Raw genomic sequence first — 23,054 nt, 5'->3', positions numbered from 1 at the left:
CTCAGGCCTCGACGACCTCGACGTTGACGACATCCTCGATGACGGGGTTGGACAGCAGCGTCTCCGCGGCGTTCCGGGCCTGGGCCAGGATTTCCTCGGTCACCTCGCCGTCGACCGTGAGTTCAAAGCGCTTGCCCTGGCGGACAGAGCTGAAGGCGGTGAAGCCCAGCCGGGGGAGTGCACCCACGATGGCCTTCCCCTGCGGGTCCAGAATCTCGGGTTTGGGCATGACGTCGACAACGATCCGGGGCATCCGGCAACTCCTGTGCGTGAGCATTGGGTAAGGGCGCAGCGGAGTGGTGCCGTCTCACGCCGATCCGCTGTGTGGTGAGGGCAACGTGAAAGGGCGCTCCGCGAGCTTGCATGCCCATTCTACCGGCCGCGGTGCGTGCAGACGCATTCAGGCCCTGACTGTGACCGGGACCGGCGAACGGGCCGGTCCCGGAGCGGCAGCTATGGTCTACTTCGAGGCCCGTCAGTAGGATGTGCCCATGTCTGAGAAATCAAAATCCGTGCTCTTGCCCGTAGTCGCTGCCGCTGTGTTCGCGGGGCTGGGCCGGATGGTCCTGCAGAAGATCAAGGCGGACCGCGCGGCCAGGGCAAGCAAGGTGGCCGGACCCCTCGACGAAAAGACACGCGCCTGGATCAGCGAAGTCGTCAGGACGCCGCGGCAATAGGGCGGGGGAGCTGACAGCGGCCCCCGGCAACCGCCACCGGTAACCGCTTCAAAGCCAGGGCCGGCCGTGCCGGCCCTGGCTTTGCCGTGCCCGCCGCGCCGGCCACTTGTCGAGTCGCGTGACAAATTTTGATTCCCCTTGTGGGCTATGTCATATCTCGCTCTCAGTCTGTACTGTATGACTCGGCTGGTATCCGCCGGGGCTGCGGAAACGTCTGCTCCTGCAGCCCCGCCAGTCTGCACCCCCGGCACGGACGCCGGGACCGTTCCTTACGAAAGGTTCCAATCACTCGTGAAAGCACCAGGAAAGAGCTTCCTTCGAAGCGGGGGACTCCGGAGGGCCGCGGCACTGACCCTGGGCTTGCCGGTTCTTCTGTCAACGGTCGCCATCGCACCCGCCATCGCGGCTCCCTCACAAGGGGCATCCGTTGCCGGGGTCGCACAGAAGAATCTGGATCCAAGCAACTACCTGGACGGGCGTTACATCGTCGTCCTGGCCGAGAAGCCGGCAGCCACGTACGACGGCGGAACGGCGGGACTGCCGGCCACAAAGCCGAAATCCGGCAAGAAGCTCGACGCCAACAATTCTGAGGTCAAGAAGTACAAGGCGCACCTCGAAAAGAAGCAGGCCGAGGTCGCCGGGCAGCAGAATGTCCAGATCCAGCGCCAGTTCACCGCTGCAGTCAACGGTTTCAGCGCCACGCTGACCGCGGGCCAGGCCGTCAAGCTGGCGAAGGACCCTGGCGTCCTGGTGGTTGCCCCTGACACTGAAAACGCGCCGGACTACTCCAGCACCGACTTCCTGAAGCTCAGCGGAGCCAATGGCACCTGGAACGCCACGTTCGGCGGCCAGGATGCCGCCGGCAAGGGCGTCGTCGTCGGAGTCATCGACACCGGCTACACCCCGTCCAGCCCGTTCTTCGCCGGCGAGCAGGTCAAGCCTCTCGTCGGCGACCCCGTCGTCGGCGTGCCCTACCGGACCGACGACGGCAAGATCGCCATGCTCAAGTCCGACGGCGACACCTTCACCGGGGAGTGCCAGAAAGGCGTGGAAACGGGTGCGGACTTCGACGGTTCTGCCTGCAACTCCAAGGTCCTCAGCGCCCACTACTTCGCCGATGACTTCGTGAAGTATGTCCCCGCGCAAGGCCGTGCACCCGAAGAACGGTTGTCCCCGGTCGACGTCGCCAGCCACGGCACGCACACGGCCAGCACCGCGGCCGGCAACGCCAACGTTGAGACGTTTGTTGACGGCCGCAGCTTCGGCATGACGAGCGGCGTTGCGCCGGCCGCGAAGCTCGCCATCTACAAGGTCTGTTGGGAAGACACCAACCCTGACTCCGGTGGCTGCTACAGCTCCTCGTCTGTCGCGGCAGTGGAGCAGGCAATTCTTGACGGTGTCGACGTCCTGAACTACTCGATCTCGGGCTCCACCACGACCACCACGGATCCGGTTTCCATGGCTTTCCTGTCGGCCGCCTCGGCCGGCATCTTCATCGCAGCTTCGGCCGGCAACTCGGGTCCGACCGCCAGCACCGTCAACCACGGCGCCCCCTGGCTCACGACGGTAGCCGCCAGCAGCTTCTCCCAGGAGCTGCAGGGGACAGTCGAGTTCTCCGACGGCAGCAAGTTTCGGGGTGCGAGCATCATGAACCGCCAGGTGGCCAATGCTGGCGTCGTGTTGTCCGCCAACGCGGCCGCCGCCGGGAACAAGGACGCTGCGCTGTGCGGCCCGGACAGCCTGGATCCCGCCAAGGTGGCCGGCAAGGTAGTGGTCTGTGACCGCGGTGTCTTTGACCGGGTGGCCAAGAGCGCCGAGGTGGCCCGCGGTGGCGGCATCGGCATGATCCTGGTGAACCTGAGCAACTCCTCGCTGGACACGGACAAGCACGCCGTCCCGACCGTCCACGTGAACCCGCCGGCCACCGGGATCATCAAGGCCAAGGTGACCGCCAACTCCGCCCTCACTGTGTCCCTCGTCAACAAGGACACCACGGGCCTGGCGCTCGAGGCGCAGCCGCAGATCGCCGGCTTCTCCTCCCGCGGACCGCTCCTCGCCACCGGATCCGACCTGCTCAAGCCCGACGTCGCAGCCCCGGGCGTCGCGGTACTGGCCGGCGTGTCGCCGATCGGCACGGGCGGGGACAACTACGGCTTCATGTCCGGAACCTCCATGGCCTCGCCCCACGTCGCCGGTTTCGGCGCCCTGATCCTGGGCAAGAACCCGATGTGGTCGCCCGCCGTCGTCAAGTCCGCCATGATGACAACCGCCAGCGACGTCAAACTCGCCAACGGTGCCAAGGATACGGATGTCCACGCCACCGGTGCGGGTCAGGTGGACCCGGCACGCGTGCTGGATCCGGGCCTGGTCTACGACGCCGCCACCGATGATTACCTTGCCTTCATCCAGGGCACCGGAATCGACCTGGGCATCCCGGGACTGGGTACCACCAAGGCGCGCGACATGAACGTTCCGTCCTTCTCGCTGGGCAACCTGACGGGCAAGATCGAGGTCACCCGCACGGTGACCGCCCTGACGCCGGGTCTCTACCGCGTCAAGGCCGATGTTCCGGGCGTGAAGGTCAACGTGAGCCCGAGCGTGCTGAACTTCAGTGCAGCCGGCGAGAAGAGGACCTTCAAGGTCTCCTTCGAGAACCAGGGAGCGCCTCTCGGCAAGTTCGCCATGGGTTCGCTGACTTGGCAGGGTGCCGACAAGAACGTGGCGTCCCCGATCGCGGTCCGCCCGCAGTCGGTCGTGGCGGCCCCGGATGTAGCCTTCACCTCCGGGGGCGGCACCGGTTCCGCCGCCATCAACGTCGTCTCCGGCACCAACGGTCCCATCGACATGACCCTCGACGGCCTGTCCAAGGCGGATTCCACCCCGGTGGAGCTGGTACCGGGACCGTTCACTGGTGGCACGGACGCCTCGAACGTCGTCAAGGACGTGGAGGTTCCGGCCGGCAGTCCGCTGGCCAAGTTCTCGGTCTACTCCGCGGACCCGAACGCCGACTTCGACATGTACGTGTTGACCCCGGACGGCCCGCTGACCGTCGCAACGTCGTCTGCCAGCGAGTCTGTCTCCATCCCGTATCCGGCAGAGGGCACCTACAGGATCTACGCGAACCTGTACGCCAGCCAGGACGGCAAGACCACTAAGGGAAGCGTCGATGCGTCCGTGCTCGTTCCGAATGTGGGCAACGCGACCTTGACGCCGGCCCCGCTGCGGCTGGCCAACGGCAAGACCGGCGCAGTCACGCTCAACTGGAAGGGTCTGGAACCCGGTTCCTACATCGGCCGCGTGACGTTCGCCGGAGCAAGTGATCCTACGTTCGTCAGCGTGCTGGTGACCCCGGCCGGCACGGTGGTGGTCCCGCCGACCTCCGAGGACCAGGACAGCAATGACGGTCCGGGTGACAGCGGGGACGGCGGAAGCCACGACAAGAAGGACAAGGGCAAGAAGGTGAAGAAGGAGAAGGGGAAGATCCAGAACGAGGATCTCGACCACGCTCCGAACAACGCCATCTGACGCGAAAATAAGGTGATTTTCAGTCCCCACGGCGGAGCGAAGCGCCCCTCAGGAACTAGGCTGAAGACAGCACCCTAGTCACGGCAATGGCCGGCGGTTCCACCGCCGGCCATTGCCGTTTCAGTTTCCTCCCGGAACGGGCGGCTGGCCTAGGTTGCGCCTAGATTGCGCCGGTGCCGCCGGCGACTCCGCCAAGCAGCGGTGCCATGGCGCGCCAGCGGGCGATCTCGCAGCCGTCGGTGCGGCGGAACTCACTGAGCACCTCGCGGCCCAGGAACCGGCCCGTCACCACGGCCACCTGCGGGCCACCGTACTGCTGCGTGCACAGCTTCGGCGGGCCGGGCTTGGGGAAGAAGATGTCCTCCCCGAACCGCTGCACGGCCTCGAGGGCGGCGGCCGGATCCGGCAGGGTGGACCCGGCGCCGATGGCGCCGTCGCGGGCCTCCAGCCGGAAGGTGTACGCCGGGGCTCCCGGCGACTCCGTCAGACGGATGGTGAGGTCGACGTCCTGCTGGCCGGGCACGTCCTGGGCGTCGGTCATTGCGGTCCTTCCAGGCTGATAGCGGCCAGCGCGTGCGGCGCGGGAAGGGCGAGAAGCGCCTGAAGCGGCTGTGTGAGCTCCTGCAGCAGCCGCTGCCGCAGCTCCTGCGACTCGGCGGCGAAGGACCGCTGGAGTTCCACGTACTCGGCCTTGCCCTCGGGGGTTTCGATCCTGATGGGCGGATAGCCCCACTCGTCCAGATCGTACGGGGACGCCTGCATGTCCATCGCCCGGATCCGCCAGGACAGTTCGAAGCAGTCCATCACCAGTTCGCTGGTCAGCAGGGGCGCGAGCTTGTAGGCCCACTTATAAAGATCCATGTTGGCGTGGAGACAGCCCGGTTGCTCCATGGTCCGCTGATTCTCGCGGCTCGGCTCGAGATTGTTCAACGGCACGGCGTCCGGGGTGTAGAAGCGGAAGGCGTCGAAGTGGCTGCAGCGGATCCGGTTCTCCTCCACCACCTGGTCCGTGCGCTCCGGGCCGAGCCGCAGCCGGAGGTACTCATGGCGCAGCTCGAACTTGTCCTGCCGGTAGACCATGGCCCATTCGTGCAGCCCGAAACAGCCGAACTGCGCGGGCCTCGCCGCCGTCCCGGCCAGGATGATGCGCGCGAACTCCAGCGCGTCGCGGCGGTCCCGGAGGAAGGATCCGACGTCGGCCGTGACCGCGGGGATGCCGGCCGGCAGCCCGGCGGCGGCGAGTTCGCCGTCGTCGGCAGCGCGGTAGTACTTCCAGCCGGTCCGTTCCGACGCCTCAGGGCCGGAGAGCACGACGCCGGTGCCGGGGTGCCAGCGCAGCAGCTGGCCGGGTTTCTGGGTGTAGTAGGTGAAGAGGAAGTCTTCCACCGGGTGCTTCCGGCCGGCCGACCGCCGGGCCAGATATGGGTCGGAGTAGCGCCGGACACGTTGTTGGTAAGCGGCCTGGCGCGGCAGCCAGTCTTCCCGCGGGAGGTGCAGCAGCTTAGACAGCCCCTGCGGCCGAGCCAAGGACGTCCTTGGCGGCATTCCAGGCGTTAATCTCGCAGCCGTCGACCAGGCTGAAGCTCGCTTCAACGGGCCTGCCGTCTACGACGCCGGTGACAGTGGCCTTCTGCGGGCCGCCGTACTGCTGCGTGCAGGCCTGGTCCGTGGCCTTAGGTGCCAGGCTGAGAATCGCAGCGTTGTTCTTCAGCGCCACGCAGGCCGGGGCGGCACTGGGGTGCTGACTTTCGGCCGTAGGGACCCCGTCCCGGCACACGAGCGTGAAGTTGGCAGGTGTTCCGGTTTCGGAAGGTTTGACCATGATGGCGAGTTCGGCGTTGCCCTCCCCCGGGCCGGAAGTCACCGGTGCGGCGGACGGCGAGGGAGCCGGCGAAGTCGTCTCGGTGTCAGGTGAGGGGGTGCCGGAGGAGGGGCTGGCGCCTGTGCTTGTGGGGGCCGCGGTGCTGGCTGAGGGAGATGGGGTGGTCCCGCCACCGGGATTGCAGGCGGCCAATCCTGCCACCGCCATCAGGACGAGCGCCGCGCGGCTCACTTGCTTGTACATCAGCAGTCCTCCTCTGTTACGCACAGTCTACCGCCGGGGCGTGTCCTCGGCAGCGGCCCGGGTGGCGGCAATCAGGTCCATCATGGAGGCGTGGAGTTGCCCCACCTGCTCCCGGGTCAGGCCAAGCCGGGCCATCATCGCGACCGGGACCTCGGTGGCCTGCTGGCGCAGGGCCGCGCCGCGCGCGGTCAGCCCCACCGCGAGGGTGCGTTCATTCCCTGCCATGCGCTGCCGCGTGATGAAACCCGCAGTTTCGAGGCGGCGGAGCAGAGGCGAAATGGTAGCAGGCTCCTGGGCCAGCGCATCGCTGATGTCCCGGACGGAGCGGGGGTTGGACTCCCACAGGCTCAGCATGACGAGGTACTGCGGGTGCGTCAGCCCGAGCTTGTCCAGCACGGGCTTGTACGCGCCCACCACGCTGCGCGAGGCAACGGTCAGGGCGAAGCAGAGTTGCTGTTCGAGCAGGAGGTCATCGTGTGCTGCATCAGCGGCGTCCGCGCCCGGGTTCTCCCGGGACTCCTCGGTCACATCTGTCATGGGGGCGCCTCCTGTAATAGTTAGTGGCCTAATGATTAGCGTACACTTGTGGGAGTATTTCGTTCTGAGGAGTGGATAATAATGGCCAAGGAAAACCCGGCCCAGAGGTTCATGCGTGCAACCGGCAAGCTCCGGGCGGTCTTCGGCCCCGCCAACCGGAGTTCCCTCGCGCACGAGATGACGGAGCAGAACCGGCAGCTGCTGGCACAGCGCGAGGCCGAGACCCAGCAATGGGAGACCGTCCACCGGCCGGACGGCAGCACCTACGTCGTCCCGCGGAACCCTGACGACCAGTCACTGCGGTAGGCAGTTCCAGACCGCGCGCTTCCGTGCCAGTTTGGGGCCGCCGCTCGCCATGCCTTTCCCCGCCGCCGGGCGTAAAATAAGGGCACTGGCACCGGCACCAGCTGTGAGCCACAGCTGTTCCGCGTGACCCAACGCTGGAGAGGGGGTGGAATTGTGGCAATTGCACTGGCTGTAATAAGACAGCACCTGCATCCGTCGTCGTGGGCTCGCTTCCTTTTCGGCCCTGCCTCGCGGGGTGATTACTCCGCACCGATCGTGCACACGCACGACGACTTCGAGCAGGCCTCGGAAGTGGACCTGGCCGGGTTTGAAGTGGAGACCGATGCGCACGGGCATCGATATGCGGTCCGTCGGGAAGACCTCCCGAAAGAACAAGTCTGAGAAGCGCCCCGGCCATGCGGCGTAAAAGGGGAGCGGCAGGTGCCGCTCCCCTTTTGTCTGTCCGTTCGATCGTATGCGGGCGCGGCCTAGCGGCCGGTGCCGCCGTACACTGTCGCCTCGTCCTCGCTGTCCAGGTCGAAAGCCTTGTGGATGGCGCGCACCGCGTCGTCCAGCAGGTCCGCGTGCGTGACAACGGAGATACGGATCTCCGAGGTGGAGATCATGTTGATGTTGATCCCTGCTGCCGAGAGCGCCGCGAAGAAGCGCGCCGAAACGCCCGGGTGTGAGCGCATGCCGGCGCCGATCAGGGACAGCTTGCCGATCTTCTCGTTGTACTCGATGCTCTCGAAGCCGATCTCGGCCTGGGCGGCGCGGAGGGCGGCCAGGGCGTCGGCGCCCTCGACGATCGGCAAGGTGAAGGAGATGTCCGTCCGGCCGGTGCCGTGGGTTGAGACGTTCTGGACGATCATGTCGATGTTCGAATGCGCATCGGCGATGACCTGGAAGATCGCCGCGGCCTTGCCGGGAATATCCGGAACTCCGACGACCGTGACCTTCGCTTCGGAACGGTCGTGTGCAACACCGGAGATGATTGGCTGCTCCAAGGCAACTCCCTTTTGGGTCGTGATCTTGTCGTCGGCGCCGGGCAGGACCCAGGTGCCTTCGTTCTGGCTGAATGAGGAACGGACGTGCAGCGGCACACCGAAGCGGCGGGCGTATTCGACGCAGCGCAGGTGCAGGATCTTGGCTCCGGAGGCGGCCAGTTCCAGCATTTCCTCGCTGGAGATCCTGTCGATCTTGCGGGCTGACGGAACCACGCGCGGGTCGGCGGTGTAGATGCCGTCCACATCCGTGAAGATCTCGCAGACGTCGGCGTCGAGCGCGGCGGCGAGCGCCACCGCCGTCGTGTCCGAACCGCCGCGGCCCAGCGTCGTGATCTCGTTGGTGGTGCGGCTCATGCCCTGGAAACCGGCCACGATCGCGATGTGTCCCTTGTCCAGGGCAGTGCGGATGCGGTGCGGGTCGACGTCGATGATCCGGGCCTTGCCGTGGATGCCGTCGGTGATCATGCCGGCCTGCGAGCCGGTGAAGGACTGGGCGGAGGCGCCGAACTTGTTGATCGCCATCGCCAGGAGGGCCATCGAGATGCGTTCGCCGGCGGAGAGGAGCATGTCCATTTCCCGGGCGGGGGCGGAGTCGGTGACCTGGGCGGCGAGGTCGAGGAGCTCATCGGTGGTGTCACCCATGGCGGAGACGACCACAACCACTTCGTCGCCGGCGTGGTGGGCATCCACGACCCGTCTGGCCACGCGCTGAATGCCCGCCGCGTCCGCCACCGAGGAACCGCCGAATTTCTTCACCACAAGGTGCTTGGTGACGGCGGCCGAGACGGGCAGCTCCTGGGGCTGGGGTCCGGGCTGGACTTCGGTAGTGGGCAAACTCATGCGCGCACCCTCACTGGATCATCGGGGTTCTGGGCCAGGCAACCAAATGGCGCGACCGGATAACTTCTACGCCAAGTTTATCGCCGGCAGGCCTCCGGCGTTGAATTGTGACCGCATTCCACACCCGCCCGTCCGGACATGCCCTCCGCTGCGGGTCAGGAATGGGCATGTTGGCATTATGTCCATCCCAGGGCGCCGGGGCTGGGCATGTCCACGGAGCGGTTTGCTGCACGACGGCGGAGCGCGCCGGGTGCCGGGGCGGACGAGCTTCTCGGAGGGACTAGGACCGGTCCAGCCTGTACCGCCAGGACGGCAGCATCTTGCCCGTGGTGTCCTGCGCGGCAGCGAAGTAGTGGTCCTGCCGGAATCCGAGGCTCTCCAGGAGTCGTCTGGAGGGGACGTTGGGTTCATACACGCCGGCGAACACCGTTTGTGTTCCGCGTTCCTGGAACAACCAGCCGACCAGGGCTTCCGCAGCCTCCCGACCCAGGCCATGTCCGTGGTGGTCGGGGTGGAGAACGTACCCGAGGCTCGCGCAGCGGGCCGGGATTCTGCCCGGTGCCGGCGGCTCGGCGGTGTTCCAGGTCCGGCCGTCGCCGATCAGCTGGCCGGTGGCCTCGAGCTCGACTGCCCAGCCGAGGTGGAACCATTGGGAGGTGGAGGCCTCTGCGGCGGCCACCAACTTCTCGAGGCGGGCGCGGTTCTCTTCGGGACCCAGCGGTTCGTGGGACAAATACCGCGTGGCCTCGTGGTGGCCGCGGAACCGGAGGACAGCCTCCGCATCCTCGATTGTCAGCGGACGCAGCAGCAGTCGTTCGGTGCGGATCGGGACCGGTCTGCTCATGGGCCGGACCCCGTTCAGCTCAGCGCGTTGCGGCGGCCTTCAAAGGCCCTGCCCAGGGTGACTTCGTCCGCGTATTCGAGGTCCCCGCCGACGGGCAGCCCGGAGGCCAGCCGGGTGACGGCGATGCCGATCGATTTGAGCATCCGCACCAGGTAAGTCGCCGTGGCCTCGCCCTCGAGGTTGGGGTCCGTGGCGATGATGATTTCCTGGATGGCGCCGTCGTTGAGCCGGGTGAGGAGCTCGCGGATCCGGAGCTGTTCGGGGCCGACGCCGGCGATCGGGTTGATCGCGCCGCCCAGCACGTGGTATCTGCCCCGGAACGAGCGGGTGCGCTCCACCGCGAGGACGTCTTTGGATTCTTCGACGACGCAAATGACCGAGGGGTCCCGGCGCGGGTCGCGGCAGATATTGCACAGATCCTGCTCGGTCACATTGCCGCAGACCGTGCAGAACTTGACCCGTTCCTTGACCGTCGTGATGGCGTCAACGAGCCGTTTCATGTCCTGCGGGTCGGCCTCGAGGATGTGGAAGGCCAGCCGCTGGGCGGACTTGGGCCCGACTCCGGGAAGGCGTCCGAGCTCGTCGATCAGCTCTTGAACTGCACCTTCGTACACAATGTCCTCGTTCGTTTGGGGTGGCGGCAGGCGGACGGATGGCTGGGCCGGCGGCTAGAAGCGGGGTTGCTAGAAGCGCGGCGGCAGCGGGCTGCCGTCTTGGGACCGCTCTTCCACCAGCTTCCCGCCCAGAATACGCTCGACGGCGGCGCGGCCGAAGACGCCCGATTCCTCGATGGTCTCGTCATCGGCGCTGGGGATGTCCTGGACATAGGTGGTGGTGGCTGCTGCGGCACGGGTCGGAGCTTTGGCGCGCCCCGCCTCCGCCTCCGGGCTGTTGGACAGCCGCTGGTACAGGCTCTGCCTGCCGGCGGCGCCTTGAGCTGCAGGCGCGGCGGGCGCGGGTGCGGGAGCGGGATTGGTGATCGGTGCCGAGGGCGGCGCGGTCAGGGGGGAGGACGGGGCAGCAACCGGGGCAATGCCGGCGGCACTGATGGCGGCGCTGTCGGCGGGAGCGGTGACAGCGGCCGGCACGAACTCCGGCGCCCCCCAACCGCCCGAAGAGTTGTCAGCGGCGGTCGCGGACATGGCCCCCACATACTGTGGGAGCTGGGCTGCCGCGGGCGCGTAGTGGGGCGGAGCCGGCGCATCCGCCGGCAGCGGATCCGCCGCCTCCGCCGCCGGCAGCGCATCCGTCGCCGGGCCGTGCTGGCCCACGTTCGAATCCGTGCCTACAGTCCAGATGCCCGGTGACTGCTCGAGGGCCCGTGCCCACGGGTCATCAACCGGTTCCGGTGCGGGGTGTACCGGAGTGCCGGCGGAAACTGCGGGAGCGGCGGTGCGGGCACCTGCCTGAACCGCGGCCTTCTTGCGCGTTGGCGCCGGTCCTGAGCCGACCGATGACCGCACCGTCCCGGATGCCGTGGAGGCAGAGGGGTCCCAATCCATGGGCGGTTCCTCGTCCAGCGGGGGAGCGTCCTCGTCCCGGGGCGGGCCCCAGTCATCATCGGCGTAGGCATGGGAGCCCGAGGGCTCACCCGCCGCCGCGGGCGCCGGGGCAGAGGCCGGGGCGGCGGTGGCTCCGGGCGATGCTTGCGGTCCGGGGCCGGCCGCAGACTCCGGTCGGCGGGCAACCGGCGCCTGAACCGCGGGAGACGCGGCGGGCGGTGTTGTGGGCTCTTCCGCGGGGTCCGACTGCGGCGCGGACTTCTCGGTATCCGGTGTCAGTCCCCAGGCCGCATCGGCGGACGTTGGCGGGATCTCCCGGTCAGCGGGTGCTTTTGGGTTTGGCTCAGAGCTCGCTGAGCTGTTGCTGCCACCGGCGACGGCGTTGATCTGGCAGTCAATCCCGATCGTCTTGTGGATCGCCTGGCGCAGGTTGTCGGCGTGATCAGCCCGGCCGAAGGCGCCCGCCAGGCCGGAGGTGGTGAACGCCAGCGTCAGGACCTGGCCTTCGAAGTGGCCGACCTGGGCATTGGGTTCAACCAGCGCCCAGGTGCTGCGTTTGATCTTGGTCAGCGTCTGCAGGATCTCCGGCCAGGCACGGCGGAGTACCTCGACGTCGGCCCCGGTTCCGGCAGCCGGCGGCACCGCTGCGGGGCCGGACACCGGGGCAGGCGGGGCCGGGGCCGGGCTCTGCTGGGCTGGTGCGGATTGCGGAGGACCGGACGGCGCTGGCTGCGCCGGTGCAGAAGTCAGGGCTGCGGGAGCCTGGCCGGAGGTGCCCCGGTTGGCTGCGGCGGGTTGGTCGACGGGCCAGTCGCTGGTGCTGACTCGGGGCGCCGTGAGCGGTTCCCGGGACGCCTCGACGGGCGCCGGAGCAGCCGCTGTTGCGGGTTGCGGGACCGGCGCCGTGGCCGGGGCAGGCTCGGTGACAGCGGCCACGGGAGCGGGGGCCTCCCGGACGGGGGCAGGCGCAGCCGCGGCGGGCGCGGAAGCGGTAGGTGCCTGTGCCGGGGCGTCGGCGGCGGGAGCTCCGACGTCGTTCCCGGCGTAGTTCAGGCGGCGCTCGACCCGGTCTATCCGGGCGGCGATGCCGCGTTCGCTCTGCTCGGAGGAGGGCAGCAGGATCCGGGCACACAGAAGTTCAAGGTGCAGCCGCGGCGAGGTGGCCCCGGTCATCTCGGTCAGCGCGGTGTTGGTGACGTCGGCCGCGCGGGAGAGCTCGGCCGCGCCCAGGTTGCGGGCCTGGTTCTGCATGCGCGCGATCTGGTCCGCCGGCATGCCGCGGAGGATGGACTGGGCGCTTTCCGGCATGGCCTGGACGATGATGAGGTCGCGGAAGCGCTCGAGCAGATCCTCCACGAAGCGGCGGGGATCATGGCCCGTCTGGATCACCCGGTCCACGGCGCGGAAGACGGTGGCGGCGTCGGAAGCGGCCACGGCCTCGACCACATCGTCGAGCAGCGATGCGTGGGTGTAGCCGAGGAGTGCGACGGCGAGTTCGTAGTCGAGTCCGGTCGGTCCGGCGCCTGCCATGAGCTGGTCCAGCACGGAGAGCGAGTCGCGGACCGAACCGCCGCCGGCGCGGATGACGAGGGACAGCACGCCGGGGGCCACCGGGACGTTTTCCTGGCTGCAGAGCAGCTCCAGGTACGCCATGAGGGGCTCCGGCGGCACGAGCCGGAAGGGGTAGTGGTGCGTGCGGGAGCGGATGGTGCCGATGACCTTGTCCGGCTCCGTGGTGGCAAAGATGAACTTGATGTGTTCCGGCGGCTCTTCGACGATCTTGAGCAGGGCGTTGAAGCCGGCGGATGTGACCATGTGGGCTTCGTCGATGATGAAGATCTTGTAGCGGTCGCGGACCGGGGCGTAGGTGGCCCGTTCGCGCAGGTCCCGGGCGTCGTCTACGCCTCCGTGGCTGGCGGCGTCGATCTCGATGACGTCCAGGGATCCGGAGCCGCCGCGGGCGAGTTCGACACAGCTGGGGCACTTGCCGCAGGGGGTGTCGGTGGGGCCCTCGGCGCAGTTCAGGCAGCGGGCCAGGATCCGGGCGGAGGTGGTTTTTCCACAGCCGCGCGGGCCCGAAAAGAGGTAGGCGTGGTTGACGCGGTTCTTACGCAGCGCCGTCATCAGCGGCTCGGTGACGTGTTCCTGCCCGATAACGTCTGCGAACGAATCGGGGCGGTATCTACGGTAAAGCGCGGTAGTAACAGTCACAGATTTAACCCTACCAATCGGCACAGACATAAAAGACCCCCCATGCACCCGCCAGAGCCCATTTACCCTTGCTACCTTCCGGTCCTGGGGGAGTTCAACAGGATGACGCCACATGAGGGGCCGTCAGCAAGTTTACCCGACGTTTGAGTGTGCCTCGAATCGGCCCCGTTTCCCCCGCCAATCCCGGTGGGGACATGCCCATTATTCGTGGGCTGTGGTGGGCATGTTGGGGCCATGTCCATCCCATGCGGGCAGGGTGGGGCATGTCCCGCGGCGGGAGGGCCGGCAGGGTCAATTGGGCGAAGCCGGAAAGTTCAGGTATTCTAGTATCTGCTTTTGATTCAGAAGCTACTGGAGAATTCGCCTAGCGGCCTATGGCGCACGCCTGGAACGCGTGTTGGGTTAACGCCCTCGGGGGTTCAAATCCCCCATTCTCCGCGGCTGGCCCCGGTCCCTTGGACCGGGGCCTTTTTGCGCACTCTTCGTGCCGGCACCCGCCCTGGCGCGAGTTCCGTCCCGGGGCCATCCCCCGCTTCGCGGCTCAGATCCGGTAGCCCAGCCTCCGCAGCCGGTCCCGGGCAGCCTGCTCGCTCGGCCCCACCCGGCCCAGCGCAAGACGGACGACGGCGAGCGTCACTCGTGTGGCCAGCACCACCGGCAGCGGGATGGGACCCAGCCGCGCGGTCCGGAGGCCCAGCAGCTCCCGGTACTTAGGTTCGAGGCTGGTCACGGCGGCAGCGAACAGCACCCGGTAGCCCGGCCTGAGAGCAGGGTGGAGGGGCGGATCGCGGATGAACGCCACCGCCTCGGCGACCCTTTCATCGGAGCGGAGCTCGCCGTCGTCGTACCAGCGGTCCAACTGCCGGCGCATTTCCGCCTCGCTGAGCGGCGGCGCGTCCACGCCCATCAGCCGCCCGGCCTGGGCCCACTCACGGACATAGGCGTCCGGTCCGCCCGGGATGGGACTGCCCCACAGCTGGTGGGCGGCGAGGAACGCGTCGGTAAAGGCAATGTGGACCCAGCGGAGCAGCTCGGGATCGTTCGCGGCGTAGCTCCGGGCGACGCTGTGGCCGTCGACGTAGCTTCCTCGCACAGATTCGTGCAGCCGCAACACTCTGTCCGATGCCCCGCGTGCGGCGTCCGTCGAGCCGTAGGACACCGTGAAGATCCAGCGGATCGTCCCGGCCAGCCGTCCGAGGGGATCGTCGCGGAAGCGGGAGTGGTCGTGCACCCCGGCCAGGGCGCCGGGGTGGAGTGCCTGCATCAGCAGTGCCCGTATGCCGGCCACGATGGTGGGCATGCCGCCGTGCACGGCCCAGACAGCCGAGCCGGGCAGGTGGTAGCCGGCGTCGTCACCGTTCGCGAGCCGGGGCACCCAGTCCGGCACCTCCTCCCGGGTCCCGGTGAAGGTCTGCTTGAGCTCGGACTGCCACTCCCTGAGGACATTGCGCATGGTCAATTCTCGCGCACATAAAGTCGCACAGCCGACCGCCGCCGCCGCCGGCCGTGCACGGATTTCCACCACTCACCACAGATGCCCGAACGGGCACCTTGACGGCCACGCGGGAGTCCCCCAACGAGCGCGGTTTAGGGATTCCCAGAGCTTGCCAGCTGTGTTCCCGTGGAACGTGAGCCCGCCGAGATTGGGGTCTGGCGGGCATATCGCGGGAGTCGCATCGTGGGAATACCAGGGGGAAACGGACGCGAAAAGCGGTCAGGCGGACCGTGGTCAAAGTTTGCATGGATACTCGCGGTGTGTGCGGTTTCGGTGCTGACCGTGTTGGCGTTTGGGTTCCACGGCCCGCAACTCACACCGCTCAATGGCGGGTTGCCGACGCAAGGGGCGGCGGCAAATCCTGCCACGGCGTCTGCCATGCCTCATGCCGACAGCCCCGCGCGGTCCTCCCCTGGAATGTTTACCGGGGACGTGAATGCCCTGGTTTCCTTCAGCCGCTCTGGCATCAGGACGACGTCCAAAGACGGCAAGCACGAAATGAATGTTGCGTCCCTTGGAATGCGGCGTCCGCCCTTGGGGTCTCTCACGGCGCCTCTCGAGACGCTGACCCCAACGTCGCCGTTCGGGCTCCGTATCAGTCCCCTCTCCGGTTCCGCGGGAGAGTTCCACTGGGGCCAGGACTTCGCAGCACCGTGCGGCACCCGGGTGTACGCGGCCGACGCCGGCGTGGTCCGGGCAGTTGGGTGGCATCCGTGGGGCGGGGGTAACCGCGTGGAAGTCGACCACGAAAACGGGCTGATTACTACGTACAACCACCTGCAGGCGATAGCAGTAAAGAAGGGCGAGTCCGTCGAGGTCGGCGAGGTCATTGCAAAGGTGGGCACCACCGGCTCATCCACAGGTTGTCACCTCCATTTCGAGACCATCCGGAATGGTGCCCACACCAACCCGCTACAGTGGACGCTCCAGCCCATCAAGCAGCGCGATGAACTCGGGAACATCGAGATGATCAGCTACGTCCCCGGCACGAACGCCCCCAAGGGGGCGCCGACCTGGGCTATCCCCGTGCGGCAAGACAACTCGCATGCCGTCACCGGCGGGAACGCCGAAAAGGTCGTTCCGCCTCCGCCGGAGCCACCCGTTACTGAACCGCCTCGGAAGGCGCCGCCCCCGCCCGTGGTGGAACCACCGGTGGTGCCGCAGCCGCCGCCGGTGGTGGTGGAGCCGCCGCCCCCGCCGGTGGTGGAGCCTCCGGTAACTTCGCCGCCCCCGCCGGTGGTGGAGCCGCCGCCCCCGCCGGTGGTGGAGCCTCCGGTAATTTCGCCGCCCCCTCCGGTGGAGCCGCCGCCCCCGCCGGTGGTGGAGCCTCCGGTAATTTCGCCGCCGCCCCCGGTGGTGCCGCAGCCGCCGCCGGTAGTAGTGGTGCCGCCGCCCCCGCCGGTGCAGCAGCCGCCGGTGGTGCCGCCACCCCCGCCGGTGGTGCCGCAGCCCCCGGCGGAACAGCCACAGAACTTCGCGCCGACGCGAGCCCCGGAACCAGCTCCCTAGGCCCTCGCCAAGATGCAGCTGGAGGACCTAGTCGGACGCTGCGCTGGCGGCTGCCGGTGAACCATCCGACGAAGGGAACTTGATCGTCGCGGCCGGACGCATGGGTCCTCGCGGTTACTCCCATTCCTACCCGGCTCCGCGGTGGCCAACACCTGCTTTTGCAGCGGGCGCTACTGGGCCGCCCCTGAGACGCTACTGGGTCGCCCCTGAGGCGCTACTGGGGGCGCGCGAAGAACCCGAATTAGCACCCCTAGAGAGTGGTTTTTACGGTTCACAGACCTACCCGTCTGTGGTCACATAGGGAGGTGAGTCCGTGAAGATTGGGGTCTGGCGGACATGATGCAGGAGTCGCAGCGTGGGAAAACACCGGGGAAACTCATCGAGTGAGCAGCCGATCAGGGCACGGACCATTGCCGTGCGCTGTTTATCCGGCGGCTTCTGCTTGTCCCTCGCGGTCCTGACCTTCGGGGTTCACGGGTTGGCAGGCGGCGTGACGCAATTTGCGCCAAATACGGCAGCCGTTTCCGGTGCCGTTGCGCCCGTGCCACTGGGCGCCGCGATTCCGGCCGGCCCGGCCGTCGCCAGCAACGCAGCAGAGGCCCCCGTCGCTTTCACCGCGGACCCCTCGGCGCTGGTTGGCTTTAGCCGCTCCACGGTTGAGACGAGCTCCGAGCAGGGCGGAGGCGGGGAGCTGAATGTCGCCTCCGCCAGCCTGAAACGTCCGGCGCTGGGCTGGCTCATGGCGCCGCTGGAATCGCTTCGTGAGTCTTCCCCCTACGGTCTGCGCACGAGCCCGCTGACTGGTCACTCCGGCGAATTCCACTGGGGCCAGGACTACGCCGCTGCCTGCGGCACCCGGGTCTATTCGGCCGACGCCGGCGTGGTGCGGGCCGTCGGCTGGCACCCCTGGGGCGGCGGGAACCGGGTGGAGATCGACCATGGCAACGGGCTCATCACCACCTACAACCACCTTGAGGCCATAGCCGTTAAGAAGGGCGATTCGGTGCGTGTCGGCGAGGTCATTGCCCGGGTCGGCACCACTGGATCCTCCACGGGATGTCATCTCCATTTTGAAACCATTCTGAACGGCTCCCACACGGACCCGCACGGCTGGAAACTGCTCCCCACCACGCAAGTGGACCCCCTTGGCACCATCGAGATGACAAGCTACCAGCCGGAAGCCAACAGGTCGTCAAACGCCAGCATTGGCTGGGCCATCCCGGTCCGGGAGGACCTGACACACGAAGTGACGGGCGGCGTTCAGGAAAAACCGGTTCCAGCTGTTGTCGCCACGCCGACGCCCAGCGCGCCACCGCCGCCACCCACGACGACCGCGCCACCCACGACGACCGCGCCACCCACGACGACCGCGCCACCGCCGCCACCCACGACGACCGCGCCACCCACGACGACCGCGCCACCCACGACGACCGCGCCACCCACGACGACCGCGCCACCCACGACGACCGCGCCACCCACGACGACCGCGCCACCCACGACGACCGCGCCACCCACGACGACCGCGCCACCCACGACGACCGCGCCACCCACGACGACCGCGCCACCCACGACGACCGCGCCACCCACGACGACCGCGCCACCCACGACGACCGCGCCACCGACCACACCGACGCCGACCGCGCCGCTCAAGACGCAGCCGCCGACCGCGCCACCGACCACACCGACGCCGACCACACCGCTCAAGACGCAGCCGCCGACCGCGCCGACGACCACGCCGCCGCCGACCGCGCCGACGCCGACACCCACCCCCTCGCCGGCCACCACGCCGATTCGGAGAACAGCCCCGGCGTCCAGCGCAGCTGCTGCCGCGCCGCCCAGTACCCCCGTCGCCCCCACCCCGGTGACACCCGTCGCGCCCACCACCAGCGTGACGCAGCCGAAGAAATCCGCTGCAGTGACGACCACGCCCCCGGCGCCTGCTCCCACCAGTACGCCGAAGCGTTAGGCCCGCGACGGAGCCAAAACGGGGCCGTGCCGGTCAATGCGGGGCCAGCAACGCCGAACTGACCAAATTCAAGAACAGTGTCCTTCCTGGGCTGGTGAAGTGGAATTTCGAGAGGCTTCTGGTGAACCGCGACGGCGAGGTGGTGGCCCGCTTTGCGCCCACCGTGGAACCGGACTCGCCCGAGGTCATTGAGGCGATCCAGGCCGCCCATTCCTGAGGGAAAGCCGGGCCGGGCGTCAGGCTTGAGGGCCCGCTCGGCGCCCGGTTAGGACAGGGCACAACGGCCCCTGTTCCTAAATTTGCTTACCGCCTAGACTGGCCGAACCATCCAATATATATCCGGGCAAACCCGCGGTGCGGCCACGCCTGCCCGCCGGCAATGTGGCCGAAATCTGCCGGTGGATGGCGAATCAGCACGCTTCGTGAATCACAACTGGACACTCTTATTGGGGGTCCGTGAAACCAGGAGGAAAGTGATGACAGGGAACAAAGCCGTTGCCTACAAGGGACCGGGCAAGGTCGAACTCATCGACATTGACTACCCCACTTTTGAACTTAAGGACGGCCCGGGGGTCAACCCCGCCAACGTGGGCCGTTCGGTGCGCCACGGCGTAATCCTTAAAACCGTTGCCACCAACATTTGCGGCTCCGACCAGCACATGGTCCGGGGCCGTACTACCGCCCCGCCGGACCTCGTGCTCGGCCACGAGATAACCGGTGAGGTCGTCGAAGTGGGCCCCGACGTCGAATTCATCAAGGTGGGGGATATCTGCTCCGTCCCCTTCAATATCGCCTGCGGCCGCTGCCGGAACTGCAAGGAACGTAAGACAGGCATCTGCCTCAACGTCAATCCCGACCGCCCCGGCAGCGCCTACGGCTACGTGGACATGGGCGGTTGGGTCGGCGGGCAGGCCAACTACGTCCTGGTGCCCTACGCGGACTGGAACCTGCTGAAGTTCCCGGACAAGGACCAGGCCCTCGAAAAAATGTTGGATCTGACCATGCTGTCGGACATCTTTCCGACCGGCTACCATGGCGCGGTCTCGGCGGGAGTCGGTGTCGGTTCCACCGTCTACATCGCTGGCGCCGGTCCGGTCGGGCTCGCTGCAGCCACCAGCGCCCAGCTGCTGGGCGCCGCCGTCGTCATCGTGGGGGATCTCAACGCCGACCGCCTGGCTCAGGCGCGCAGTTTCGGCTGCGAAACGGTGGACCTGACCAAGGGCGGACCGGCAGAGCAGATCGAACAGCTGCTGGGCGTTCCGGAAGTCGATTGCGGTGTGGATGCGGTCGGTTTCGAAGCCAAAGGCCACGGTGCCGGAGCCCAGGAGGCACCGGCCACGGTGTTGAACTCACTCATGGAGATCACGGCCGCCGGCGGTGCGCTCGGCATCCCCGGGCTCTACGTCACCGGTGATCCGGGCGGCGTGGACGAGGCCGCCAAGAAGGGCTCGCTCTCCCTTAGCCTCGGCACGGGCTGGGCTAAGTCGCTGAGCTTCACCACCGGACAGTGTCCCGTGATGAAGTACAACCGCCAGCTGATGATGGCGATCCTGCATGACAGGGTCCACATCGCTAAGAACGTCAACGCGAAGGCCATTACTCTGGAGGATGCGCCGAAGGGCTACGCCGAATTCGACGCCGGCGCGGCCACGAAGTATGTCCTGAATCCGAACGGCTACCTGGGCTAGAACACTCCTGGCATCCGGGTTGGCACTGCCTGGTCTCCGCTCTCCGCGGGGACCGGGCAGTGCGCTCCCGCACCGGGCCGTGCTGCCCCGGCCGTCCAGGGAATATTCCGGAAGAGAAATGGGTGACGGCGTCAGCCTTAACGCCCATTTTTCGAACATGCCTGCCGACGTTTGCACATTGTTTGCCTAATGTCTGGTTGGATAGACCTTACTGAGAGGGACACTGGAGGCACCGCTTCCACCCAACCAAGAAGGTAGCAATGGAGCTCATCGAGGCCGAACACCCCCGGCCACGTCATTTCCTACTCCACTTGAGCGACCCCCACCTGCTGGGAGGTACGGAGCGCCTGCACGGCGTAGTCGACAGCGACTCATTGCTCCAACAGCTCTTCGACGAAGTCCGGGCTTCCGGCGCGCGACCCGAAGCCGTGGTCTTCACCGGCGACCTCGCGGACCGCGGCGAGCCGGAGGCCTATGCCAAGCTGCGCGCGATCGTCGATCCCGCCTGCAAGGCCATGGGCGCCAAAGTCATCTGGGCCATGGGAAACCACGACAACCGTGCCAACTTCCGCACCGGACTTCTGGACCAGGCGGCCGATGACTCGCCGGTGGACCGCAGCTACTTCATCAACGGGCTGAGGATCATCACCCTGGACACGTCCGTCCCGGGATTCCATCATGGCGAACTCAGTCCCGCGCAGCTGGAATGGCTAGCTGCGGAACTGGCCACACCGGCCCCCGACGGGACTATCCTGGCCCTGCACCACCCTCCGGTGCCCTCGGTGCTGGACCTCGCCGTCCTGGTCGAACTTCGGGGGCAGGCGGCCCTCGCGGGAGTGCTGCGCAACTCTGATGTGCGTACCATCCTCGGCGGCCACCTGCACTACTCGACGACGGCGACCTTCGCTGGCATCCCCGTGTCCGTGGCATCGGCGACGTGCTACACCCAGGACCTGAACGTGGGTGTGGGCGGAACCCGCGGGCGCGACGGCGGGCAGGCGTTCAACCTGGTCCATGTCTACGAGCACACGATCGTGCACTCCGTGGTCCTGTTGGGCGAGACTCCTGCGGTGGGTGAGCTGGTCTCCGCGGAAGAGGCCCAGCGGCGGATTTCGGCCGCCGGGATCCGCGTTCCTCGTCAGGCCAAGCTGGAAGATCCGGCCAGGACGCCGGGCCACCGCACGCTGACCACCCGGAACTAGTGCCCCTTTACTTCTCCCAGGGAGCCTTGATCGGGTAGTACTTCTCCAGGAAATCCGTCACGAGGGCGGCCCGCTCCTCGGCCGGCACCTCGGGGAAGCTGCCGTCGTTCAGGCAGAAGAAGTCCATGTTCCGCTTGGACAGCAGCTTGGGCAGGTAGTTGAGGCCGGCCCGCGCCGTGGTGTCCACGTACCGCACCTTGGCCGCCGTCTGGGTGACGGCGCGGCCGGTGAGCAGCGCGTAGTAGTGGTAGAACGAGTTGGTCACGGAGATGTTGTCCGCCGCGCGGAAGGTGCTGGCGGCGGTCTTGGCGAACTCCGCCGGGAATTCCTGTTCCATCTGGGCAACCAGGCTGCGCCGCAGCGGGGCGGCTGAGTGCTCGAGGTGCCTCGTGGTGATCCGGCCGAACCGGTCCCAGAGCAGTTTGCGGTTCACCCGGGCGGCGTTCTCGAACCCGCTGCGCTCGGCGTCGTTGTCGCCGAGCCCGATTCGGGTTTCCGCCTCGATGAACTTGGTGATGCCGCCCGGGGTGAAGAACATGTCCGGTCCGACGGCCCGCCCGAAGAACATGTCGTCATTGGAGTACAGGAAGTGCTCGGAGAGTCCGTCGATGTGGTGGAGCTGGCACTCCACCGCCTGCGAATTGTGGGTGGGCAGCACGGACGGGTCCGCAAAGAACTCCTCGCTGCGGACAATTGTCACACTCGGGTGGTTGGCCAGCCAGGACGGGGTGGGGGAGTCTGTGGCGATGAAGATCCGGCGGATCCACGGCGCGAACATGTAGACCGAGCGCAGGGCGTACTTGAGCTCGTCGATCTGGCGGAAGCGGGCCTCATGGTCATCGCCTTCCCCCACGACGACGCCCGCCATCCGTGCCCGGCGGGCTGCGATGTACTCCGGGGAGCTTCCATCGACCCACGAGAACACCAGATCAATGTCGAAGCTGATGTCGCTTGCGTGGTCCGCGAACATGTTCTCGATGGTGGGCCAGGTGTGCCCGTAACGCTCCACCGTGCCACGGACGGCGTCCTGGGCCAGCATGGTGCGGCGGGTCAGCGAGTTTTCGATCGGGAGGATCAGTTGGTCCCCTTCGAAGCTCCACAGCTCAAGCTGGACGCCGGCCGAGGCGCCGAACTCGAAGCCGCCCTCCGGCTCGACGCGGGGGCGGTACAGCCGGAAGATCCGGGACTGGCGGTTGGGAGACAGCTCGCCGTCGGCCACCAGCACCGACGACTTCTTCTTCGCGTCGACGCTCATCGAGTAGAACGGCTCGTCGTGGCAGGCCTCCACGAGCGCATCGCGGAGCTCCTTACGGTTCTTCCAGTCCACGGCGATGACCGGCCGGTGGTTGTTGCCGCGGACCAGCAGGTAGTCCAGACCGGCGTCGGCAAGCACAGAGCGGATAAACAGCAGGTCTTCGACCATGGCCTGGTACGGCGTGCGGTTTTCGTTGATCAGCGCATACCGGCCCCGCCGGCGTACTACGTCAGGGCGGGGCCGGAACCTGGCGACGGCCGCGGCGGAGGTGACCTCTTCGTGGGCGTCCTCGGAGGCCTGGCTGCCGTAGTAGATCTCATCCTGGACCAATGCTTCTGTAATGTCGTTTCTCCGGGCTTCTGTGCGTGAACGTGTACCTACTTGCATGATAACGCGAGGCCCAAAATCGCAACGGAAATCCGCCGGTATGGCTCCGGCAGGGCTCC

The 23,054-nt window shown here is 67.4% G+C and carries 20 protein-coding genes, 1 tRNA gene, 1 other RNA gene and 1 pseudogene; 10 read left to right on the top strand and 13 right to left on the bottom strand.

The genetic code is table 11. The annotated features are described in order from the left end of the window. Position 1 precedes the first annotated feature (1 nt). Positions 2-253: a phosphoribosylformylglycinamidine synthase subunit PurS gene (gene purS, locus ACVWZ8_RS05105; protein WP_011690410.1), complete on the bottom strand. Its 252-nt coding sequence runs from the start codon at positions 251-253 to the stop codon at positions 2-4. Between the two features lie 238 nt (positions 254-491). Between purS and ACVWZ8_RS05100 the strand changes: the two genes are divergently transcribed. Both ACVWZ8_RS05100 and ACVWZ8_RS05095 read left to right on the top strand, forming a co-directional pair. Beyond that, positions 492-677, top strand: a complete 186-nt coding sequence (locus ACVWZ8_RS05100; protein ID WP_426975899.1) for a hypothetical protein — start codon at positions 492-494, stop codon at positions 675-677. Positions 678-968: 291 nt separating this feature from the next. Then, the gene (locus ACVWZ8_RS05095) at positions 969-4,202 is read left to right on the top strand and encodes a S8 family serine peptidase (RefSeq protein ID WP_456503998.1); all 3,234 of its coding nucleotides are present in this window, start codon (positions 969-971) and stop codon (positions 4,200-4,202) included. Between the two features lie 160 nt (positions 4,203-4,362). On the opposite strand, the gene ACVWZ8_RS05090 is transcribed toward ACVWZ8_RS05095, so the two are convergent. Genes ACVWZ8_RS05090 through ACVWZ8_RS05075 form a run of 4 tightly spaced genes read right to left on the bottom strand, consistent with a single transcriptional unit; the run spans position 4,363 to position 6,804 of the window. Beyond that, positions 4,363-4,743 carry a serine protease inhibitor gene (locus ACVWZ8_RS05090; protein ID WP_456503997.1) on the bottom strand — a complete coding sequence of 127 codons (381 nt, stop codon included), beginning with the start codon at positions 4,741-4,743 and terminating at the stop codon, positions 4,363-4,365. Beyond that, positions 4,740-5,747, bottom strand: coding sequence for a 3-methyladenine DNA glycosylase (locus tag ACVWZ8_RS05085; protein ID WP_426975902.1), 1,008 nt, complete (start codon positions 5,745-5,747; stop codon positions 4,740-4,742). The genes ACVWZ8_RS05090 and ACVWZ8_RS05085 overlap by 4 nt, the downstream gene beginning before the upstream one ends. Next, entirely contained in the window at positions 5,704-6,267 is a 564-nt protein-coding gene (locus ACVWZ8_RS05080; protein WP_426975903.1) for an SSI family serine proteinase inhibitor, read from the bottom strand. The genes ACVWZ8_RS05085 and ACVWZ8_RS05080 overlap by 44 nt, the downstream gene beginning before the upstream one ends. A 27-nt stretch (positions 6,268-6,294) precedes the next feature. Further along, on the bottom strand, positions 6,295-6,804 hold the full coding sequence (locus ACVWZ8_RS05075) for a MarR family winged helix-turn-helix transcriptional regulator (protein ID WP_426975904.1): 510 nt from the start codon (positions 6,802-6,804) through the stop codon (positions 6,295-6,297). An 81-nt stretch (positions 6,805-6,885) separates the two neighbouring features. Here ACVWZ8_RS05075 and ACVWZ8_RS05070 point away from each other — a divergent pair, with 81 nt between their 5' ends. Continuing rightward, a complete protein-coding gene (locus tag ACVWZ8_RS05070; protein WP_426975905.1) occupies positions 6,886-7,110 on the top strand; it encodes a hypothetical protein in 225 nt (74 codons plus the stop codon). Between the two features lie 153 nt (positions 7,111-7,263). Further along, positions 7,264-7,491, top strand: a complete 228-nt coding sequence (locus ACVWZ8_RS05065) for a hypothetical protein (RefSeq protein WP_426975906.1) — start codon at positions 7,264-7,266, stop codon at positions 7,489-7,491. 86 nt (positions 7,492-7,577) lie between these two features. On the opposite strand, the gene ACVWZ8_RS05060 is transcribed toward ACVWZ8_RS05065, so the two are convergent. The 5 genes from ACVWZ8_RS05060 to ffs all read right to left on the bottom strand — a co-directional run bounded on the left by ACVWZ8_RS05060 (position 7,578) and on the right by ffs (position 13,618). Beyond that, the gene (locus ACVWZ8_RS05060; protein WP_426975907.1) at positions 7,578-8,936 is read right to left on the bottom strand and encodes an aspartate kinase; all 1,359 of its coding nucleotides are present in this window, start codon (positions 8,934-8,936) and stop codon (positions 7,578-7,580) included. Positions 8,937-9,216: 280 nt separating this feature from the next. Then, entirely contained in the window at positions 9,217-9,780 is a 564-nt protein-coding gene (locus ACVWZ8_RS05055) for a GNAT family N-acetyltransferase (RefSeq protein WP_456503996.1), read from the bottom strand. A gap of 14 nt (positions 9,781-9,794) precedes the next feature. Beyond that, a complete protein-coding gene (gene recR / locus ACVWZ8_RS05050; RefSeq protein ID WP_426975908.1) occupies positions 9,795-10,394 on the bottom strand; it encodes a recombination mediator RecR in 600 nt (199 codons plus the stop codon). Positions 10,395-10,463: 69 nt separating this feature from the next. Continuing rightward, positions 10,464-13,523, bottom strand: coding sequence for a DNA polymerase III subunit gamma and tau (locus ACVWZ8_RS05045; protein ID WP_456503995.1), 3,060 nt, complete (start codon positions 13,521-13,523; stop codon positions 10,464-10,466). Continuing rightward, an RNA gene (gene ffs, locus ACVWZ8_RS05040) (signal recognition particle sRNA small type) lies at positions 13,522-13,618 on the bottom strand. Before ffs ends, ACVWZ8_RS05045 begins: the two co-directional genes overlap by 2 nt. Positions 13,619-13,846: 228 nt before the next feature. Here ffs and ACVWZ8_RS05035 point away from each other — a divergent pair. Then, positions 13,847-13,931, top strand: a tRNA-Ser gene (locus tag ACVWZ8_RS05035). Positions 13,932-14,034: 103 nt separating this feature from the next. Here the strand turns inward: ACVWZ8_RS05035 and ACVWZ8_RS05030 are convergent. After that, the gene (locus ACVWZ8_RS05030) at positions 14,035-14,946 is read right to left on the bottom strand and encodes an oxygenase MpaB family protein (protein WP_426975910.1); all 912 of its coding nucleotides are present in this window, start codon (positions 14,944-14,946) and stop codon (positions 14,035-14,037) included. 576 nt (positions 14,947-15,522) lie between these two features. On the opposite strand from ACVWZ8_RS05030, the gene ACVWZ8_RS05025 reads away from it, so the two are divergent. Both ACVWZ8_RS05025 and ACVWZ8_RS05020 read left to right on the top strand, forming a co-directional pair. After that, the gene (locus tag ACVWZ8_RS05025; RefSeq protein WP_456503994.1) at positions 15,523-16,497 is read left to right on the top strand and encodes a M23 family metallopeptidase; all 975 of its coding nucleotides are present in this window, start codon (positions 15,523-15,525) and stop codon (positions 16,495-16,497) included. Positions 16,498-17,236: 739 nt separating this feature from the next. Then, positions 17,237-17,590, top strand: a pseudogene (locus ACVWZ8_RS05020) (M23 family metallopeptidase); the annotation flags it as partial. Positions 17,591-17,757: 167 nt separating this feature from the next. On the opposite strand, the gene ACVWZ8_RS05015 reads toward ACVWZ8_RS05020, so the two are convergent. Continuing rightward, positions 17,758-18,423, bottom strand: coding sequence for a hypothetical protein (locus ACVWZ8_RS05015; RefSeq protein WP_456506004.1), 666 nt, complete (start codon positions 18,421-18,423; stop codon positions 17,758-17,760). Positions 18,424-18,557: 134 nt separating this feature from the next. Here ACVWZ8_RS05015 and ACVWZ8_RS05010 point away from each other — a divergent pair, with 134 nt between their 5' ends. From ACVWZ8_RS05010 to ACVWZ8_RS05000, 3 genes are all read left to right on the top strand, one after another. Continuing rightward, entirely contained in the window at positions 18,558-18,680 is a 123-nt protein-coding gene (locus tag ACVWZ8_RS05010) for a hypothetical protein (RefSeq protein WP_456503993.1), read from the top strand. A gap of 259 nt (positions 18,681-18,939) precedes the next feature. Beyond that, positions 18,940-20,151, top strand: a complete 1,212-nt coding sequence (gene fdhA / locus ACVWZ8_RS05005) for a formaldehyde dehydrogenase, glutathione-independent (protein ID WP_456503992.1) — start codon at positions 18,940-18,942, stop codon at positions 20,149-20,151. Positions 20,152-20,411: 260 nt separating this feature from the next. Further along, complete coding sequence (locus ACVWZ8_RS05000) at positions 20,412-21,353, top strand: phosphodiesterase (RefSeq protein WP_456503991.1); 942 nt, start codon at positions 20,412-20,414, stop codon at positions 21,351-21,353. Between the two features lie 7 nt (positions 21,354-21,360). Here ACVWZ8_RS05000 and ACVWZ8_RS04995 read toward each other — a convergent pair whose 3' ends face one another. Continuing rightward, the gene (locus ACVWZ8_RS04995; protein WP_456503990.1) at positions 21,361-22,995 is read right to left on the bottom strand and encodes a stealth family protein; all 1,635 of its coding nucleotides are present in this window, start codon (positions 22,993-22,995) and stop codon (positions 21,361-21,363) included. Between the last annotated feature and the right edge of the window lie 59 nt (positions 22,996-23,054).

The sequence above is a fragment of the Arthrobacter sp. UYCu723 genome (assembly GCF_054059215.1).
This window is presented reverse-complemented; position numbering and strand designations above follow the sequence as displayed.

Bases quoted from the DNA above. Each gene is read 5' to 3' on its own strand.
- purS (WP_011690410.1), bottom strand. From the start codon at position 253: ATGCCCCGGATCGTTGTCGACGTCATGCCCAAACCCGAGATTCTGGAC.
- ACVWZ8_RS05100 (WP_426975899.1), top strand. From the start codon at position 492: ATGTCTGAGAAATCAAAATCCGTGCTCTTGCCCGTAGTCGCTGCCGCT.
- ACVWZ8_RS05090 (WP_456503997.1), bottom strand. From the start codon at position 4,743: ATGACCGACGCCCAGGACGTGCCCGGCCAGCAGGACGTCGACCTCACC.
- ACVWZ8_RS05085 (WP_426975902.1), bottom strand. From the start codon at position 5,747: ATGCCGCCAAGGACGTCCTTGGCTCGGCCGCAGGGGCTGTCTAAGCTG.
- ACVWZ8_RS05080 (WP_426975903.1), bottom strand. From the start codon at position 6,267: ATGTACAAGCAAGTGAGCCGCGCGGCGCTCGTCCTGATGGCGGTGGCA.
- ACVWZ8_RS05075 (WP_426975904.1), bottom strand. From the start codon at position 6,804: ATGACAGATGTGACCGAGGAGTCCCGGGAGAACCCGGGCGCGGACGCC.
- ACVWZ8_RS05070 (WP_426975905.1), top strand. From the start codon at position 6,886: ATGGCCAAGGAAAACCCGGCCCAGAGGTTCATGCGTGCAACCGGCAAG.
- ACVWZ8_RS05060 (WP_426975907.1), bottom strand. From the start codon at position 8,936: ATGAGTTTGCCCACTACCGAAGTCCAGCCCGGACCCCAGCCCCAGGAG.
- ACVWZ8_RS05055 (WP_456503996.1), bottom strand. From the start codon at position 9,780: ATGAGCAGACCGGTCCCGATCCGCACCGAACGACTGCTGCTGCGTCCG.
- ACVWZ8_RS05045 (WP_456503995.1), bottom strand. From the start codon at position 13,523: ATGTCTGTGCCGATTGGTAGGGTTAAATCTGTGACTGTTACTACCGCG.
- ACVWZ8_RS05030 (WP_426975910.1), bottom strand. From the start codon at position 14,946: ATGCGCAATGTCCTCAGGGAGTGGCAGTCCGAGCTCAAGCAGACCTTC.
- fdhA (WP_456503992.1), top strand. From the start codon at position 18,940: ATGACAGGGAACAAAGCCGTTGCCTACAAGGGACCGGGCAAGGTCGAA.
- ACVWZ8_RS05000 (WP_456503991.1), top strand. From the start codon at position 20,412: ATGGAGCTCATCGAGGCCGAACACCCCCGGCCACGTCATTTCCTACTC.
- ACVWZ8_RS04995 (WP_456503990.1), bottom strand. From the start codon at position 22,995: ATGCAAGTAGGTACACGTTCACGCACAGAAGCCCGGAGAAACGACATT.